This is a genomic window from Arthrobacter pigmenti (assembly GCF_011927905.1).
In the GTDB taxonomy this organism is placed as follows: domain Bacteria; phylum Actinomycetota; class Actinomycetes; order Actinomycetales; family Micrococcaceae; genus Arthrobacter_D; species Arthrobacter_D pigmenti.
The window spans coordinates 1,414,990-1,430,226 of record NZ_JAATJL010000001.1; the positions used below are offsets into that span (position 1 = coordinate 1,414,990).

General features: G+C 63.9%; 17 protein-coding genes. 12 read left to right on the top strand and 5 right to left on the bottom strand.

Going from position 1 to position 15,237, the window contains the following annotated elements; genetic code table 11:
- Window positions 1-26: 26 nt before the first annotated feature.
- Window positions 27-227, bottom strand: a complete 201-nt coding sequence (locus BJ994_RS06460; RefSeq protein WP_167992656.1) for a hypothetical protein — start codon at window positions 225-227, stop codon at window positions 27-29.
- Window positions 228-513: 286 nt separating this feature from the next.
- On the opposite strand from BJ994_RS06460, the gene BJ994_RS06465 reads away from it, so the two are divergent.
- From BJ994_RS06465 to BJ994_RS06480, 4 genes are all read left to right on the top strand, one after another.
- Window positions 514-2,670: a heavy metal translocating P-type ATPase gene (locus BJ994_RS06465; RefSeq protein ID WP_167992658.1), complete on the top strand. Its 2,157-nt coding sequence runs from the start codon at window positions 514-516 to the stop codon at window positions 2,668-2,670.
- Between the two features lie 83 nt (window positions 2,671-2,753).
- Window positions 2,754-3,257 carry a hypothetical protein gene (locus BJ994_RS06470; protein ID WP_167992660.1) on the top strand — a complete coding sequence of 168 codons (504 nt, stop codon included), beginning with the start codon at window positions 2,754-2,756 and terminating at the stop codon, window positions 3,255-3,257.
- An 81-nt stretch (window positions 3,258-3,338) separates the two neighbouring features.
- Window positions 3,339-4,016, top strand: a complete 678-nt coding sequence (locus BJ994_RS06475; protein ID WP_167992662.1) for a DUF305 domain-containing protein — start codon at window positions 3,339-3,341, stop codon at window positions 4,014-4,016.
- 107 nt (window positions 4,017-4,123) lie between these two features.
- Entirely contained in the window at window positions 4,124-5,587 is a 1,464-nt protein-coding gene (locus BJ994_RS06480; protein ID WP_167992665.1) for a protein adenylyltransferase SelO family protein, read from the top strand.
- Between the two features lie 3 nt (window positions 5,588-5,590).
- On the opposite strand, the gene BJ994_RS06485 is transcribed toward BJ994_RS06480, so the two are convergent.
- The gene (locus BJ994_RS06485) at window positions 5,591-5,965 is read right to left on the bottom strand and encodes an ArsR/SmtB family transcription factor (protein WP_167992667.1); all 375 of its coding nucleotides are present in this window, start codon (window positions 5,963-5,965) and stop codon (window positions 5,591-5,593) included.
- A 209-nt stretch (window positions 5,966-6,174) separates the two neighbouring features.
- Here BJ994_RS06485 and BJ994_RS06490 point away from each other — a divergent pair, with 209 nt between their 5' ends.
- From BJ994_RS06490 to BJ994_RS06505, 4 genes are all read left to right on the top strand, one after another.
- Entirely contained in the window at window positions 6,175-6,954 is a 780-nt protein-coding gene (locus BJ994_RS06490; RefSeq protein ID WP_167992669.1) for a thioesterase family protein, read from the top strand.
- A 101-nt stretch (window positions 6,955-7,055) separates the two neighbouring features.
- Window positions 7,056-7,340: a DUF427 domain-containing protein gene (locus BJ994_RS06495; protein ID WP_167992671.1), complete on the top strand. Its 285-nt coding sequence runs from the start codon at window positions 7,056-7,058 to the stop codon at window positions 7,338-7,340.
- Between the two features lie 24 nt (window positions 7,341-7,364).
- Window positions 7,365-8,393, top strand: coding sequence for an aldo/keto reductase (locus tag BJ994_RS06500; protein ID WP_167992673.1), 1,029 nt, complete (start codon window positions 7,365-7,367; stop codon window positions 8,391-8,393).
- 50 nt (window positions 8,394-8,443) lie between these two features.
- Window positions 8,444-9,193 carry a lipoate--protein ligase family protein gene (locus BJ994_RS06505; RefSeq protein ID WP_245192262.1) on the top strand — a complete coding sequence of 250 codons (750 nt, stop codon included), beginning with the start codon at window positions 8,444-8,446 and terminating at the stop codon, window positions 9,191-9,193.
- A gap of 15 nt (window positions 9,194-9,208) precedes the next feature.
- On the opposite strand, the gene BJ994_RS06510 is transcribed toward BJ994_RS06505, so the two are convergent.
- The 3 genes from BJ994_RS06510 to BJ994_RS06520 all read right to left on the bottom strand — a co-directional run bounded on the left by BJ994_RS06510 (window position 9,209) and on the right by BJ994_RS06520 (window position 11,274).
- Window positions 9,209-9,838 (bottom strand): MBL fold metallo-hydrolase, encoded by a 630-nt coding sequence (locus BJ994_RS06510; protein WP_167992675.1) that lies wholly within the window; start codon window positions 9,836-9,838, stop codon window positions 9,209-9,211.
- Complete coding sequence (locus BJ994_RS06515; RefSeq protein ID WP_167992677.1) at window positions 9,838-10,923, bottom strand: S-(hydroxymethyl)mycothiol dehydrogenase; 1,086 nt, start codon at window positions 10,921-10,923, stop codon at window positions 9,838-9,840. Before BJ994_RS06515 ends, BJ994_RS06510 begins: the two co-directional genes overlap by 1 nt.
- A 93-nt stretch (window positions 10,924-11,016) precedes the next feature.
- Window positions 11,017-11,274: a mycoredoxin gene (locus tag BJ994_RS06520; RefSeq protein WP_167992679.1), complete on the bottom strand. Its 258-nt coding sequence runs from the start codon at window positions 11,272-11,274 to the stop codon at window positions 11,017-11,019.
- Between the two features lie 161 nt (window positions 11,275-11,435).
- Between BJ994_RS06520 and BJ994_RS06525 the strand changes: the two genes are divergently transcribed.
- The 4 genes from BJ994_RS06525 to pgsA all read left to right on the top strand — a co-directional run bounded on the left by BJ994_RS06525 (window position 11,436) and on the right by pgsA (window position 15,202).
- A complete protein-coding gene (locus tag BJ994_RS06525; RefSeq protein ID WP_167992681.1) occupies window positions 11,436-11,759 on the top strand; it encodes a chorismate mutase in 324 nt (107 codons plus the stop codon).
- A gap of 163 nt (window positions 11,760-11,922) precedes the next feature.
- On the top strand, window positions 11,923-13,977 hold the full coding sequence (gene thrS, locus BJ994_RS06530; RefSeq protein ID WP_167992684.1) for a threonine--tRNA ligase: 2,055 nt from the start codon (window positions 11,923-11,925) through the stop codon (window positions 13,975-13,977).
- 6 nt (window positions 13,978-13,983) lie between these two features.
- Window positions 13,984-14,607: an HIT family protein gene (locus BJ994_RS06535; RefSeq protein ID WP_167992686.1), complete on the top strand. Its 624-nt coding sequence runs from the start codon at window positions 13,984-13,986 to the stop codon at window positions 14,605-14,607.
- Complete coding sequence (gene pgsA, locus BJ994_RS06540) at window positions 14,597-15,202, top strand: phosphatidylinositol phosphate synthase (protein WP_167992687.1); 606 nt, start codon at window positions 14,597-14,599, stop codon at window positions 15,200-15,202. The genes BJ994_RS06535 and pgsA overlap by 11 nt, the downstream gene beginning before the upstream one ends.
- The last annotated feature ends 35 nt before the right edge of the window (window positions 15,203-15,237 follow it).

The following is a 15,237-nucleotide window of genomic DNA, read 5'->3' on the forward strand; positions in this document are numbered from 1 at the left end:
GCTTGTCCGCAAGGGTTGCTAAGGGGCTATCCGGGGAAGGGCATGAAGGGTACGTCCGGCTTGCCGTCGCCGTCCTTGTCCCCGTAAGCCCTCATCGCCAATTCGTCGGCCTTCTTCTCGCTTCCCTGGATGTGGACGTACCCCTCCCGGAAGTCTTTTTGTTGGGCAGATGCAGCAGCGGCTTGCTTGCGCTCGAACGTGCTGTTCTTGCGCCGGAAAATGGACATACCTGGCTCCTTTCGGTCCCGCAGTTCCAACGGCGCCAGGCGGAAGGCCCATCGCCGACATAAATCAAAAATACGCTCGGCTGGGGGAGGAAAGCGATAGATGGCGGATGGCGTTGACGCATGAGTTGAGGTGATCACCATCTTGGTACGACATGCTTGACATATACCCCTAGGGGGTATATGTTTCAAACACCGGAGCGGGAAGTCCGAGCCCTTCCAATGGGCCGCTTACTCCTTGAAGGTCACCTCATACGGCAATCAAGTCGACCTCCGGAGGAGATTGACCATGAAACATCCCTCGAATGACCAACCGGCATCCGTCGAAGCGGATCACCACGTCCATGGCAATACCAGCACGACAAGCCGGACAGCTCCCGGCGCAGACAAGCAGGGTGGGCATGACGCGCACGCCGATCATGAAGTGCATAGCCACGGTGAACACGCAGGGCACTCAACGGCAATGTTCAGGAACAAGTTCTGGATCAGCCTGATACTGGCCATCCCTGTCGTCCTGTTCAGCCACATGTTCGCCATGATTGTCGGCTACACCCTGCCCGAGTTCCCCGGCTCACTGTGGATCTCACCGATCCTCGGCACTGTCATCTTCATCTACGGCGGTGCACCCTTCCTCAAAGGCGGCATCGCGGAACTGAAATCCCGTCAGCCAGGAATGATGCTCCTGATCGCGATGGCAATCAGCGTGGCCTTCATCGCCTCCTGGATCACCACCCTTGGGATCGGCAGCTTCAACCTCGACTTTTGGTGGGAACTCGCGCTGCTGGTGGTGATCATGCTGCTGGGTCACTGGATGGAGATGCGCGCCCTCGGCTCGGCCGCCGGCGCCCTGGACGCCCTGGCCGCTCTGCTGCCGGATGAAGCGGAGAAAGTTACCGGGGACGGAACCGAATCCGTCCCCGTGAGCACCCTCGCTACCGGTGATATTGTGCTCATCCGCTCCGGCGCCCGGGTGCCGGCAGACGGCACCATCATCGACGGTGCGGCCGAATTCGATGAATCCATGATCACCGGCGAATCCCGCACGGTCTCCCGCGGAACCGGCGAGGCGGTGGTTGCTGGAACGGTAGCAACCGATAACGCGGTACGGGTGAAGGTCACGGCAGTCGGATCGGATACCACGCTGGCAGGCATCCAGCGATTGGTTGCGGAAGCGCAGGCATCATCATCCAGGGCGCAGGCCCTTGCTGATCGAGCCGCAGCACTGCTCTTCTACTTCGCGCTCATCGCGGGCATTCTCACCTTCGGAGCATGGCTTCTGCTCGGCAGCCCGGATGACGCCGTCATCCGTACCGTCACGGTCCTGGTCATAGCGTGCCCCCACGCACTGGGCCTTGCAATTCCATTGGTCATTGCCATTTCCACGGAGCGGGCGGCGAAAGCCGGTGTGCTGATCAAGAACCGGATGGCTTTGGAGCGGATGCGCACCATCGACGTCGTGCTGTTCGACAAGACCGGCACCCTCACCGAAGGACGCCCGGCCGTCACCGCCGTCACCTCAGCGGGAGGCGTCAGCGAGGCGGAGCTTTTGGCCCTCGCGGCAGCAGCAGAAGCGGACAGCGAACACCCTGTTGCCAGGGCGATCGTCAAGGCTGCGGCCGAGAACCGGGATGCGGGAGCGCTCGGATACCGGGGGAGCGGGTTCTCCTCAATGACCGGACGCGGCATACAGGCAATCGTGAACGGTTCTGCGGTGATTGTCGGTGGCCCCAACATGCTCAAGCACCTTGACCAACAGACGCCCACGGAGATGAGCGCCACGGTCACCGAATGGGTGGGCAGGGGAGCATCCGTTCTGCATGTCGTGCGCGATGGGACCGTCGTCGGGGCGCTCCGCCTTGAGGATCGTGTCCGTGAGGAGTCCCGGGCAGCGGTCAAAGCGCTGCAGGGCCGGGGCGTGAAGGTTGCGATGATCACCGGAGACGCGCGCCAGGTCGCCGAAGCCGTCGGTGCGGAGCTCGGTATTGACGAAGTCTTCGCTGACGTCCTGCCGCAGGACAAGGACTCGAAGGTCGCTGAACTGCAGTCCCGCGGACTCAAGGTAGCAATGGTGGGCGACGGCGTGAACGACGCCCCGGCGCTGGCCCGCTCGGAGGTGGGAATCGCCATCGGTGCGGGCACCGACGTCGCTATGGAATCGGCCGGCGTCGTGCTGGCAGGAAATGACCCGCGGTCAGTCCTTGCGCTGATCGACCTGTCCAGGGCCAGCTACCGGAAGATGATCCAGAACCTCATCTGGGCGACGGGCTACAACGTCCTGGCCGTCCCACTGGCGGCCGGGGTGCTTGCTTTCGCAGGTATCGTTCTATCACCTGCGGCGGGCGCAGTTCTCATGAGCGTGTCGACGATCGTAGTGGCGCTGAACGCGCAACTGCTCCGAAGGATGAACCTCGACCCGAATCGCATCACCACTTCGACAGCGCAGTAACCATACGACGGCGGCGACCTCCTTCCGGATTGGTGGAGGTCACCGTCCGTTCGAACCTTGAAGCCAGGGAAGGGAGGCCGGCCATGTTGAGCGGCAGTTATAAGACGACGCGGCTTCCAGAGCTCCCGCGCTTTGCCCTGACTTTCGTTGGCCTCACCGCCGTGATCGTCGGGATCCTTGCAATGCACGTCTGGATGGGCGGACACGGTCCGACGGCGGCCCATGGGTCTAGCGCTGCTTCGACGTCGGTCATGACCGGGCTCCCCACCTCCAGTAGCGGCTCGCACGACGACGGCCATCTACACCACGAGGACGCCGGCTTCGCAAGCATCGACACCACCACCGCCGCCGTCGCAGACCCACCTGACAGCGGTATAGCGCACAGCTGCACAGGCCCCTGCGTGGACGGCATGGCGGTGGGAATGTGCGTGCTGGCGCTCCTCGTCGTAACCCTGCTGTCCTTCCTGCTCCCGGCGTCCAGACCGCTTCCCGGCGCTGTCCTGCTGCGAGTCGACCGGCGCGTCCGCATACTGCCGCTCGCAATCCCGGCTCCGTCCCTGATTCGACTCTGTATCAGCCGCACCTGACGTCGGCCTGAGCGCGCCCACGGCCCCGGCCGGCGCGCATCACGACAGACACCCGACGTAGAACAGAAGGATCAGATCACCATGAAGCAATACCTTTCCCTCTCAGCCCTGACTCTCGCGGCCGCCATCACGCTTAGCGGCTGCGGTAGCGACACCGGCACCTCCGCGCCCGAAGGCGATGGTTCATCGTTCAGCCAGGAGACGCCCGTAACCGACTCCGAAACCGCAACCGAGCACAACGACGCGGATGTCATGTTCGCGCAGATGATGATCCCGCACCACCAGCAGGCAGTGGAGATGAGCGAGCTCATGCTGGCCAAGCAAGACATCAGCGCTGAGGTAACTGTCCTCGCCACCCGGATCAAGGACGCACAGGCGCCGGAGATCGAGACCATGACGGAATGGCTGCAGGCCTGGGGCGAACCAGCCCAACCTGAAGACATGGATGCCGCCGATGACCACAGCATGGAGGGCCACGACATGGATTCCGCGGATGGAGCAGATGGAGCAGATGGAGCGGACGGAATGGCCGGGATGTTGAGCGAAGACCAGCTGGCCGAGCTTGAGGCTGCGACAGGCAACGAAGCAGTCCGGATCTTCCTCGAATCGATGATTGCACACCATAACGGCGCCGTCGACATGGCGCAGAATGAGATCGAAAATGGTAAGAACCCTGAAGCGATCGCCCTCGCGGAGGCGATCGTGGAAACGCAACAGGCGGAGATCCAGCAGATGGATGAGATGCTCGCCGACCTTTAGGATCACCACTGCCGTGGAGGGGAGACAGCCCCTTCCCTCCACGGCGCAGTAGGGGAACGGCGAAGTGTCAGGGAACAAAGGGTGTGGCCGCGGCTGTTATTCAAGGCGTGAGCGCATCAACAGCACCTACCTTGGTCTTCGGCAACAGCTTCGCCCGCGAACTCCCCGAGTTGGGAGCTTCCTGGCGGGCCGCGGAGTGCAGCGACCCACAGCTGCTTCTCCTCAACGAACAGCTCTCAGCCGAGCTTGGCTTGGACGCGGATTTCCTGCGCAGCGCGGACGGTGTGCGCCTGCTGGTCGGCGAAGTGGTTCCGGAGGGCTCCACACCGGTCGCGCAAGCCTACGCAGGACACCAGTTCGGCGGCTACAGTCCGCGCCTCGGCGACGGGCGGGCGCTGCTGTTGGGCGAGGTGACCCACGCTGATGGCCGCCTCCGGGACATTCACCTCAAGGGCTCAGGCCGTACACCCTTCGCGCGGGGTGGAGACGGGCTGGCCGCGCTCGGCCCGATGCTGCGCGAGTACATCGTCAGCGAAGCGATGCACGCCCTTGGGATTCCGACCACGCGCTCCCTCGCCGTCGTCGGTACCGGCAATTCAGTGCGCCGCGAGACACTGCTTCCCGGAGCGGTCCTGGTCCGGGTGGCCGACAGCCACCTGCGGGTGGGTACCTTCCAGTATGCAAACGCCACCGGCCAATCTGACCTGCTCCGGCGTGCTGCCGACTATGCCATCAACCGTCACTACCCGGATGCAGCACAGGCGGCGAACCCATACCTCGCGCTGCTCGATTCCGTCATCGCAGCCCAGGCCTCCCTGGTGGCACAGTGGATGCTGGTGGGCTTCGTACACGGGGTAATGAACACCGACAATATGACGATCTCCGGCGAGACCATCGATTACGGGCCGTGCGCATTCATGGAGGGGTTCGATCCATCCGCCGTCTACAGTTCCATCGACGACGCTGGACGCTACGCCTACGCCAATCAACCGGTCGCAGCCCACTGGAATCTCGCACGGTTCGCTGAAGCGCTCCTGCCCCTGCTCGACGAAGACCAGGATCAGGCGATCAGGCTCGCCGAAGAATCGCTGACCAGATTCCCCGGGTTGTACAGTGCGGCCTGGACGGCGGGCATGCGTGCCAAGCTTGGCTTGACGGGCCATAGCGACGCAGCCGTATCCGCGGACCTGCCCGGTGAACTCCTTGCCCTGCTTGACGAGAGTCGGGCTGACTTCACGTCCTTCTTCCGTGCACTCAACGCAGCGGCGCGGGGCGACGCTGCGCCGGCCCGGGCGTTCTTCCCGGATCCGGCCGCCTTCGATGCCTGGGCCAACCGTTGGCTTGCGCTGTCGCCCGACGCCGATGCCATGGATCGCGTGAATCCCGCCTACATTCCGCGGAACCATCTCGTGGAGGAAGCCCTGGCCGCCGCTGGACGAGGCGACCTCGGTCCCGTTGGCGGGTTGCTCAAGGCCGTGACAGCGCCCTTCGACGAGCGGGAGGGTTTTGAGCGCTACGCCGAACCTGCGCCGCTGGACTTCGGGACCTATCGCACGTTCTGTGGCACCTGATCGCTAGACCGGCTTTACCAGAGCTCCGGCGAGCGAATCCAGGGCGCCTGGGACCAGGGAGTAGTAGGCCCACACGCCGCGCTTGTCGCGGTGAAGGATCCCGGCGTCGACCAGGATCTTCAGGTGGTGCGAAACAGTGGGCTGACCAAGGCCAAGGGGTTCGGTCAGGTCGCAGACGCACGCCTCGTTATTCTCGCTGGAGGAGACCAGTGAGAGCAGCCGCAGCCGGTTGGGATCCGCGATGGCCTTGAGTTGCTTCGAAAGTTCCGCCGCGCGTGCCGCGCTCATCGCCGGAGCTCCGGTCGGAGTACAGCACGGCGTCGTGTCCGCCGTCAGGGCGGAGGACCCGTTCAAGCGGGGCTCGGATGTGGTGGTCATGTCACCATTATGCACTGACATTGATAATCATCGATACGCTCGCCCATACCCGAACCGATAGACAATGTGAACTCGGACCCGCTCCGGGTAGGGAGCACTGCGCGCCCCTCTGGATTTCGGGCCGGTTGCGCCGCTGTGGTTGAGTATTGTCGCAGCAGGGCCCTCATAAGCGGCCGTTCATTTCCAGCAGGAGCGAGTGCATCAGGACTATGGCGGATTCCTATTATCGAAACCTCGGAAACGGGCGATACGAAGCAACCATCCACGCACAGGGAGCCTGGAATGACCACGAGCAGCACATGGCTCCGGGGTCCGGCCTGCTGGCGCACTGCCTTGAGCACTTCGAGCCCCGTGAGAATCTGCTCATGGCCCGGATCTCCTACGAGATTCTCGGTCTGATCCCGCTGGACACCGTGGAGGTCTCGGTGCGGATGGTCAGGCCTGGGCGCACCATCGAACTGCTGGAAGCCGAAATGAACCACGGTGGCAGAACAGCGATCCGCGCCCGTGCCTGGCGGTTGGCGGCAAGCGATACGGCGTCGGTCGCCGCTACGGAGGAAGAGCCGTTGCCTGGACCCGACGAAGGCGTAGAGCATGACGCCGTCGCAGAGTGGCCCGGCGGCTACATCCAGTCCATCGAGGCACGCAGGCTGCCCGGCCACCGGCCCGGCCGCGGCAGGGTCTGGCTGCGTACGCCGCATCCCTTGATAGAGGGCGAGGCGTCGTCGGATCTGGTCCGCCTCATTGGACTCATGGATACGGCGAACGGGATCGCCACACGTGTGCCGCCGGGCCCTGGAAGCTGGGCGTTCCCTAACGTGGACCTCCAGGTTCACCTTCACCGGCAGCCTCGGGGCGAGTGGTTGGGCCTGGACACGCGCGTCACATTCGGCGGTAACGGGATCGGCCTGACCTCATCCGTACTGCATGACCTGGAAGGGCCCTTTGGCCGGACCGAGCAGATCCTGACGCTTCGCAAGCTTTCCTGACCGATCGTCAGGGAATGTGCCGGGCGGCGCCGTCGTTACTTCCCGGTACCGGCCATTCCAGCGCGTCCGGCGCTGGCCGGTGCAAGAGGAAGAAGGACATCATGGCCAAGGCAATCTGGAACAACCAGGTCATCGCTGAGTCCGAGCACACGGAAATGGTGGAAGGAAACCACTACTTCCCCAAAGACAGCGTGAAGACAGAGTTTCTCCGGCCCAGCGACACGCACACCACCTGCCCCTGGAAAGGCGAGGCAAGCTACTACAGCCTCGAAGTCGACGGCGAGCTCAACGAGGATGCCGCCTGGACCTACCCGCAACCCAAGGACGCGGCAGCGAACATCACGGATCACGTCGCGTTCTGGCGTGGAGTGACCGTAACCGTCTGATCAGTAACGACGAGGAGTCCATATATGCAGTATCGAAATCTCGGCAACAGCGGGACAGCAGTGTCTGCGTACGCCCTGGGCACCATGACCTTCGGTGCGGAAGCCGACGAAGCTACCTCCCACACCATCCTCGACGACTACGCCGACGCCGGCGGAAACTTCATCGACACGGCCGACGTCTACACGGCGGGCGCCTCCGAGGAAATCATCGGACGGTGGCTTGCCAAAAGCTCGGCTGCGCCGGACATGGTGCTCGCCACCAAGGGCCGCTTCCCGATGGGCAAGGGAGCCAATGACCTGGGACTCTCGCGCAGGCACTTGCGCCTGGCACTCGATGCGTCGTTGGCACGGCTGAATGTGGACCACATCGACCTCTACCAGATGCATTCCTGGGATCCGCTGACCCCGCTCGAGGAAACACTGGGATTCCTCGACGACGCCGTGAGCGCCGGCAAGATCAGCTATTACGGCTTCTCCAACTACACCGGCTGGCAGCTCACAAAGGCCGTGCACCTCGCGAAGGCGCGCGGCTGGGATCAGGCGGTTACGCTCCAACCCCAGTACAGCCTGTTGGTGCGCGGCATCGAGACCGAAATAGTGCCGGCAGCGCTCGACGCCGGCATCGGGCTCCTGCCGTGGTCTCCGCTGGGCGGCGGTTGGCTCACCGGCAAATACCGCCGGGATACGGTGCCCGAAGGCGCCACGCGGCTGGGCGAAAACCCCGAACGCGGCATGGAAGGGTGGGAGAAGCGCAACCAGCAGGAGAAAACGTGGGCGATTATCGACGTCGTAGTCCGGACTGCCGAGGCACGCGGAGTCAGTGCGTCCCAGGTGGCGCTGGCGTGGGTGGCGCAGCAGCCGGCGGTCACATCAGTGATCCTTGGCGCGCGAACGCCCGGGCAGCTGGCAGATAATCTCGGCGCGGCAACGTTGGAACTGACCCCCGAAGAGGTCGCTCGGCTCTCGAAAGCCAGTGCGCCGGATCTTGCCGACTATCCGTACGGTACGCCCGGAGTCGAGCAGCGGAGCCGGAATATCGACGGCGGCCGTTAAGCTGGTTCCGGCCATATAAAGCGGAACCGGTTGGAGACTGCACAGGAACCATGACACAGGAATTGACGGGCGCGAGCGCCCCGGCATGGCCCGTGCAGCCTCTACAGGTGTGCTCTGAACCCTCGGCTGGAGCGGCCGTGGACCTGGAGCGCGGACTTACGCTGCTTCGGGCCGCCGCCGACGGCCGGCTCCCGCCCACCCTGCGGCTGTACCGGCCTTCGCCCACCGTTGCCTTCGGCCAGCGCGATGCCCGCTTAGCGGGGTACGCAGCCGCCGAAGCGGCAGTTCGCGCACAGGATTTTACGCCGCTCATCCGCAAGGCCGGTGGGCGCGCTGCCGCCTATCATCAGGGATGCCTGATCGTCGACCACATTGAGCCGCATCCAGACGCCGTCGCCGGCTCCCGGACGCGCTTCAAGCTGTTCGGCGAGTTGCTGGCCGATGCGCTGCGACGGGTTGGCGTGGACGCCGCTGTCGGCGAGATTCCCGGCGAGTACTGCGCAGGCGAGTTCAGCGTCCACGGAAACGGCGCGCAACAGGTCAAGCTGGTCGGGACCGCCCAGCGCGTCATTGCGGGTGCGTGGCTCTTTTCATCTGTGATCGTTGTCGAGGGTTCGTCGCCGATCCGCCGGGTGTTGGAAGCCGCATACTCGGCGCTCGGCCTGGACTGGGACCCCGCCACAGCAGGAGCAGCCGAAGATCTCGTTCCTGGAACCACCGTTGAGAAAGTGGCAGACGCCGTCGTCGCCGTCTACCAGGAGGCAGCAGCGGGAGGCTGGAGTCCAGCCTCCCGCCCGTGAGCTCGTCAGCTCAGCTCAGTGTCCGCGCGCGATCCACTCCTGCAGGTGCGGCGCTTCCTCGCCGATGCTCGTGGAGTCGCCGTGACCCGTCCTCACCACCGTGCCGGCAGGGAGGGTCAGCAGCCTGTCGCGGATTGAGTCGATGATGGTCGGGAAGTCGCTGTAGGAGCGGCCTGTGGCGCCCGGGCCGCCGCGGAACAGCGTGTCTCCGCTGAAGAGGGTGCCGGCGTCGGGCAGGTAGAAGCAGACCGACCCGGGGGAGTGCCCGGGGGTGTGGATCGCCTGGAGCGTGACGCCCGCGATGTTGAAGGTGTCGCCGTCGGCGATCTCGCGCGCCGGAGCGGAGTCCGAGTACACGGTGTCCCAGAGCATCCGGTCCGCGGGGTGCAGATAGATCGGGGCCCGTACCGCGTCGAAGAGGTCTCCGACGGCACGAATATGATCGTCGTGACCGTGTGTCAGCAAAATGGCGCGGACCTGCCGGCCGTTGATCTCCTCAACGATGGCATCAGCATTGTGCGGGGCGTCAATGACGATGCACTCGCTGTCATCCCCGACGATCCAGACGTTGTTGTCCACTTCCCAGGTGCCGCCGTCGAGCGAGAAGCTGCCCGAGGTGACCAGGTGATCGATTCGCGCGCCCATCAGAGCTCCACCACCGAACGCAGCACCACGCCGTCGTGCATCTTCGCGAAGGCGTCCTCGACCTCGTCGATGGAAATCCGTTCCGTGACGAAGGCATCGAGGTCCAGGTTGCCCTGCTGGTAATGACTCACCAGCATCGGGAAATCCCTGGACGGCAGGCAATCGCCGTACCAGGAAGACTTAAGCGAGCCGCCTCGTCCAAACACGTCAAGCAGCGGCAGTTCAAGCTTCATCTCGGGTGTGGGAACGCCAACCAGCACAACTGTACCGGCGAGATCGCGGGCGTAGAATGCCTGCCGGTACGTCTCCGGACGCCCGACGGCGTCAATCACCACGTCCGCTCCGTTACCGTCCGTAAGCCTGCGGATCTCCTCCACCGGATCGGTCTCGGTGGAGTTGATGACATCCGTGGCGCCAAGCCCGCGCGCCAGCTCAAGTTTCCGGTTGTCGATGTCCACCGCGATAATCCGGGTTGCGCCGGCAAGTTTCGATCCGGCAATCGCGGCAATGCCGACGCCGCCGCATCCAATCACTGCCACCGAATCTCCGCGCTGCACATTACCGGTATTGATTGCGGCTCCGATTCCCGCCATGATGCCGCACCCCAGAAGTCCGACGGCGGCCGGATCGGCTGAGACATCCACCTTGGTGCACTGCCCTGCCGCCACAAGCGTTTTCTCAGCAAACGCTCCAATGCCCAGAGCGGGGGAGAGCTCGGTGCCGTCCTTCAGGGTCATCTTCTGGGCGGCATTGTGCGTGTTGAAGCAGTACTGGGGCCGTCCGCGCAGGCACGCACGGCACTGCCCGCATACGGCGCGCCAATTGAGAATCACTCGATCACCGGGCTGGACGTTCGTAACGCCCTCACCCACGGCACTGACAACGCCGGTGGCTTCGTGGCCCAACAGGAACGGATAGTCATCACTGATGCCGCCCTGCTTGTAGTGCAGGTCCGTGTGGCAGACCCCGCAGGTCAGTATGTCCACCAGGGCTTCACCGGGGCCGGGGTCCGGAACGTTGATGGTGACGACCGAAGCTGGCCCGTCTTTTTCCATTACCACTACGCCCTTGACGCTGTGTGCCATTGAATACTGTCCTATCGCTGGGTTGTCTCGGACGCTCCCAGCTTAGGCATTGTCGGCGACTATTGTCTTGGGCAACTCAGTGCCCTGGGCCAGTCAGGCGGCGACGCGGGCCTTGACCTCCGAGACCGAGGGGTTGGTGGCCGTGCTGCCGTCGGGAAAGATGACGGTCGGAACGGTCTGGTTCCCGCCATTGAGGGAAGCCACGAGCTCCGCGGTGCCTTCGACCTCCTCGATGTTGATTTCCTGGTAGCCGATGCCCTGCGCATCGAGCTGGGACTTCAGGCGGCGGCAGTAACCGCACCAGGAGGTCGAAAACATGGTGATGGTACCGGCGGCGGGAGTGTAGTCCACGGTGCTCCTCTTGTTCTGGGTTTGTTTGCTGTCTGGATGTCTTGCGTCGGCATGCACAACGCGCCTCGCAGCCCTGGCATTCCCACAGCTGGTTGGTCCGGGCAGCGCGCCTGCTGCGTAACAGCAGTGCCGAGGGCAGTGCACTCACGTAGTCTCGGACTATGCCGAGCCCTCAAACGCCTGACTCCAAGAAGCCCGATGCGGCCAATGCCGAACAGTTGAACGCAGTGCGGATCGCGATCAACGAGGTGGATGAGCAGATGGTGGGGCTGATCTCCCGGCGGGAACGCCTCGTTCGCCGCGCGGGATCACTCAAGCACGACGACGCCTCGGTGCGCGCCCCCGCACGGGTGGAGCAGGTCATCGCGAACGTACGTGCTTATGCCGAGAAGCTGGACGTTGATCCAACTGTGGTGGAACAGACCTACCGGGCAATGATCGATGCCTTCATCGAATACGAGCTGAAGGTCCGCAGGGAACCCTAGACCCTCGAATAACATCAGTTGGACCCTCCCGCGGGCGCGGGAAGGCGACTGCTGATTCGCATTGGTTGGCCACGGACGCAACCGATACCATCAAGGGACCGCGGCGGGAGTGTTGTGCTTCAGGCTCTGCGCCACCCGCCGGTACGGTTGTTTGACCTATTGGATGTTAACCAGTTCGCCCCTACCAAGGAGACCCCACGTGTCAGCGCCCCCATCAGTCACCCTCATCGTCAACGGCGAAGAGCAGCGGGTGACCACCGGGACCACCGGCGCGGACCTCTTCGGCGAGCAGCGGGACGTCGTCGTCGTTCGGGTGAACGGCGAACTGTGGGACCTCAGCCGTGCGCTCGAGGACGGCGCAGAGGTGGAACCGGTCACGATCGATTCGCCGCAGGGCCTCGAAGTTCTGCGTCACTCCGCTGCCCACGTCATGGCACAGGCGGTGCAGCAGCTACGCCCGGACGCGAAGCTGGGTATCGGTCCGTACATCACGGACGGCTTCTATTTCGATTTCGACGTCGTTGAGCCCTTCACGCCGGAAGACCTGAAGCAGCTCGAGAAAATGATGCTGAAGATCGTGAACGCCAACCAGTTGTTTGCCCGCCGCGAGGTAAGCGAAGCCGAGGCGCGCGAGGTGATGGTGGATGAGCCCTACAAGCTTGAGCTGATCGACCTCAAGGGTGGCAGCAGCGGGGACATCACCGACGACGACGGCGCTTCCGTCGAGGTCGGCGCCGGCGAACTGACCATTTACGACAACGTGGACCGCAAGTCGGGAGAGACCGTCTGGAAGGACCTCTGCCGCGGACCCCACCTGCCGAACACCAAGCTCATCTCCAACGCGTACGCATTGACGCGCTCCGCCGCCGCGTACTGGCGTGGGAGCGAAAAGAACAAGCAGCTGCAGCGGATCTACGGAACGGCCTGGCCCACCAAGGATGCGCTGAAGGCGTACCAGGAACGCCTTGCCGAAGCGGAACGCCGCGATCACCGCAAGCTCGGCAGCGAGCTCGACCTCTTCTCTTTCCCGGATGAGCTTGGTTCGGGTCTGCCCGTGTTCCATCCCAGGGGCGGCATCATCCGCAAGGCGATGGAGGACTACTCCCGCCAGCGTCATGTGGACGCGGGTTACGAGTTCGTGTACACGCCGCACATCACCAAGGGGCATCTCTACGAGGTTTCGGGCCACCTCGACTGGTACCGGGACGGGATGTTCCCGCCCATGCACGTGGACGCGGAACTCGATGAGGACGGCAACGTGCGCAAGCCCGGCCAGGACTATTACCTGAAGCCGATGAACTGCCCCATGCACAGCCTGGTGTTCCGGTCCCGCGGACGGTCCTACCGCGAACTGCCACTCCGGTTGTTTGAATTCGGCTCCGTGTACCGCTACGAGAAGTCCGGCGTTGTGCATGGTCTCACGAGGGTTCGGGGGATGACCCAGGACGACGCCCACATCTACTGCACCCGCGAGCAGATGAAGGACGAGCTCACCACAACGCTCAACTTCGTGCTGGGGCTGCTGAAGGACTACGGGCTCGACGATTTCTACCTCGAGCTCTCCACGAAGGACCCCGAGAAGTATGTGGGCGGCGACGCTGCGTGGGACGAGGCGACCCGCACCCTCGCGGAGGTGGCAGAGGCGTCCGGGCTTGAGCTGGTGCCGGATCCGGGTGGCGCTGCGTTCTATGGCCCGAAGATCTCAGTGCAGGCCCGCGACGCTATTGGCCGGACGTGGCAGATGTCCACCATCCAGCTGGACTTCAACCTGCCGGAGCGCTTCGAGCTTGAATATCAGGCGGCGGACGGAACCCGCCAACGCCCGGTCATGATCCACCGTGCACTGTTCGGCTCCATTGAACGCTTCCTTGGCGTGCTCACCGAGCACTACGCCGGTGCATTTCCTGCCTGGCTGGCGCCCGTTCAGGTGTTGGCAATCCCGGTTGCGGATGCCTTCAACGACTACCTGTTCGACGTCGTCGACAAGCTCAAGGCTGAGGGGATCCGTGCGGAAGTGGATATCACCTCGGACCGGTTCCCGAAGAAAATCCGTACTGCCAGTAAGCAGAAGGTGCCGTTTGTGCTGATCGCCGGAGGCGACGACGTCGAGGCCGGCGCCGTTTCCTTCCGCTTCCGTGACGGCAGCCAGGATAACCAGGTGCCGGTCGATGAAGCGGTGAAGCGGATCGTGGAAGCCGTCCGCAACAGGGAACAGTAGCCGCCGATGCATGAGGACGCAGGCGCCGGCGGGCAGGACGCCGACGACGGAAACCTGACGGACGGTTTCGAGCTGCCCGGAGTGCCGGATTCCTTTCAGCGACTCTGGACGCCACATCGGATGGCGTACATCAAGGGGGGCCAGGGGCAGTCCAGCCGGCAGGAGGATTGTCCGTTCTGTGCGGCGCCTGAGCGTGCCGATGTTGATTCACTCATCGTGCATCGTGGGCAGACGGCGTATGTGGTCCTGAACCTGTTCCCCTACAACCCAGGTCACCTGCTGGTGTGTCCGTACCGCCACGTTCCGGACTACACGGACATCACGAGCCAGGAAACGGTCGAGGTCGCGGAGCTTACCCAGACGGCAATGCACGCGCTGAGGAGCGTCGCGCGCCCCACTGGTTTCAATCTCGGGATGAATCAGGGCGTCACTGGCGGCGCGGGTATCGCAGCCCACCTGCACCAGCATGTGGTTCCGCGCTGGAGCGGCGACGGTAACTTCTTTCCGATCATCGCGCAGACGAAGGCGATCACGCAGACCCTTGACGAAGTGCGCGGGCAGCTTGCCGCTGCATGGGATGAGGCCAGTGCTGCCTGCTCCAAGGCGCCGGGGGCAGCCCATGCTGAATAAGTACACACGCACGTTCTTCACTGCGCTCTTCACGCCGTTGGCCACACTGCTGTTGAAGTGGAAGGTAACGCCCGACGCCGTCACCGTCGTAGGGACACTCGGGGTAGCCGGCGGAGCCCTGGTGTTCTATCCGCTTGGGCAGCTGTTCTGGGGCACCGTGTTCATCACGCTGTTCGTGTTCTCCGACATTGTGGACGGCATCATGGCCCGCACGCAGGGCCGCAGCGGATCGTGGGGCAGCTTCCTGGATTCCACTCTGGACCGGATCGCGGACGGCGCCCTGTTCGCCGGCGTCGCGATCTGGTTCTTCCTGGGTGGGAGCAACAGCGCCGTAGCGTTGGCCGCCCTGGCCTGCCTCGTACTCGGGATGATCGTGTCCTATGCTCGAGCCAAGGCGGAGTCACTCGGCTATACAGCGAACGTGGGAATCGCTGAACGCGCTGAGCGTCTCGTCTCGGTACTTGTCGTGACGGGCCTGACGGGACTCGGGCTGCCGGAGGTGGTGCTGCTCGCCGTCCTGATCCTGCTCGCGCTGGCCAGCGTCATCACCATCATTCAGCGCATCCGGGCGGTCAGGCTGCAGGCGACAGCCTGACCGAAATCCGCCTGTCGGTCTGCTGTCCGGGTGCA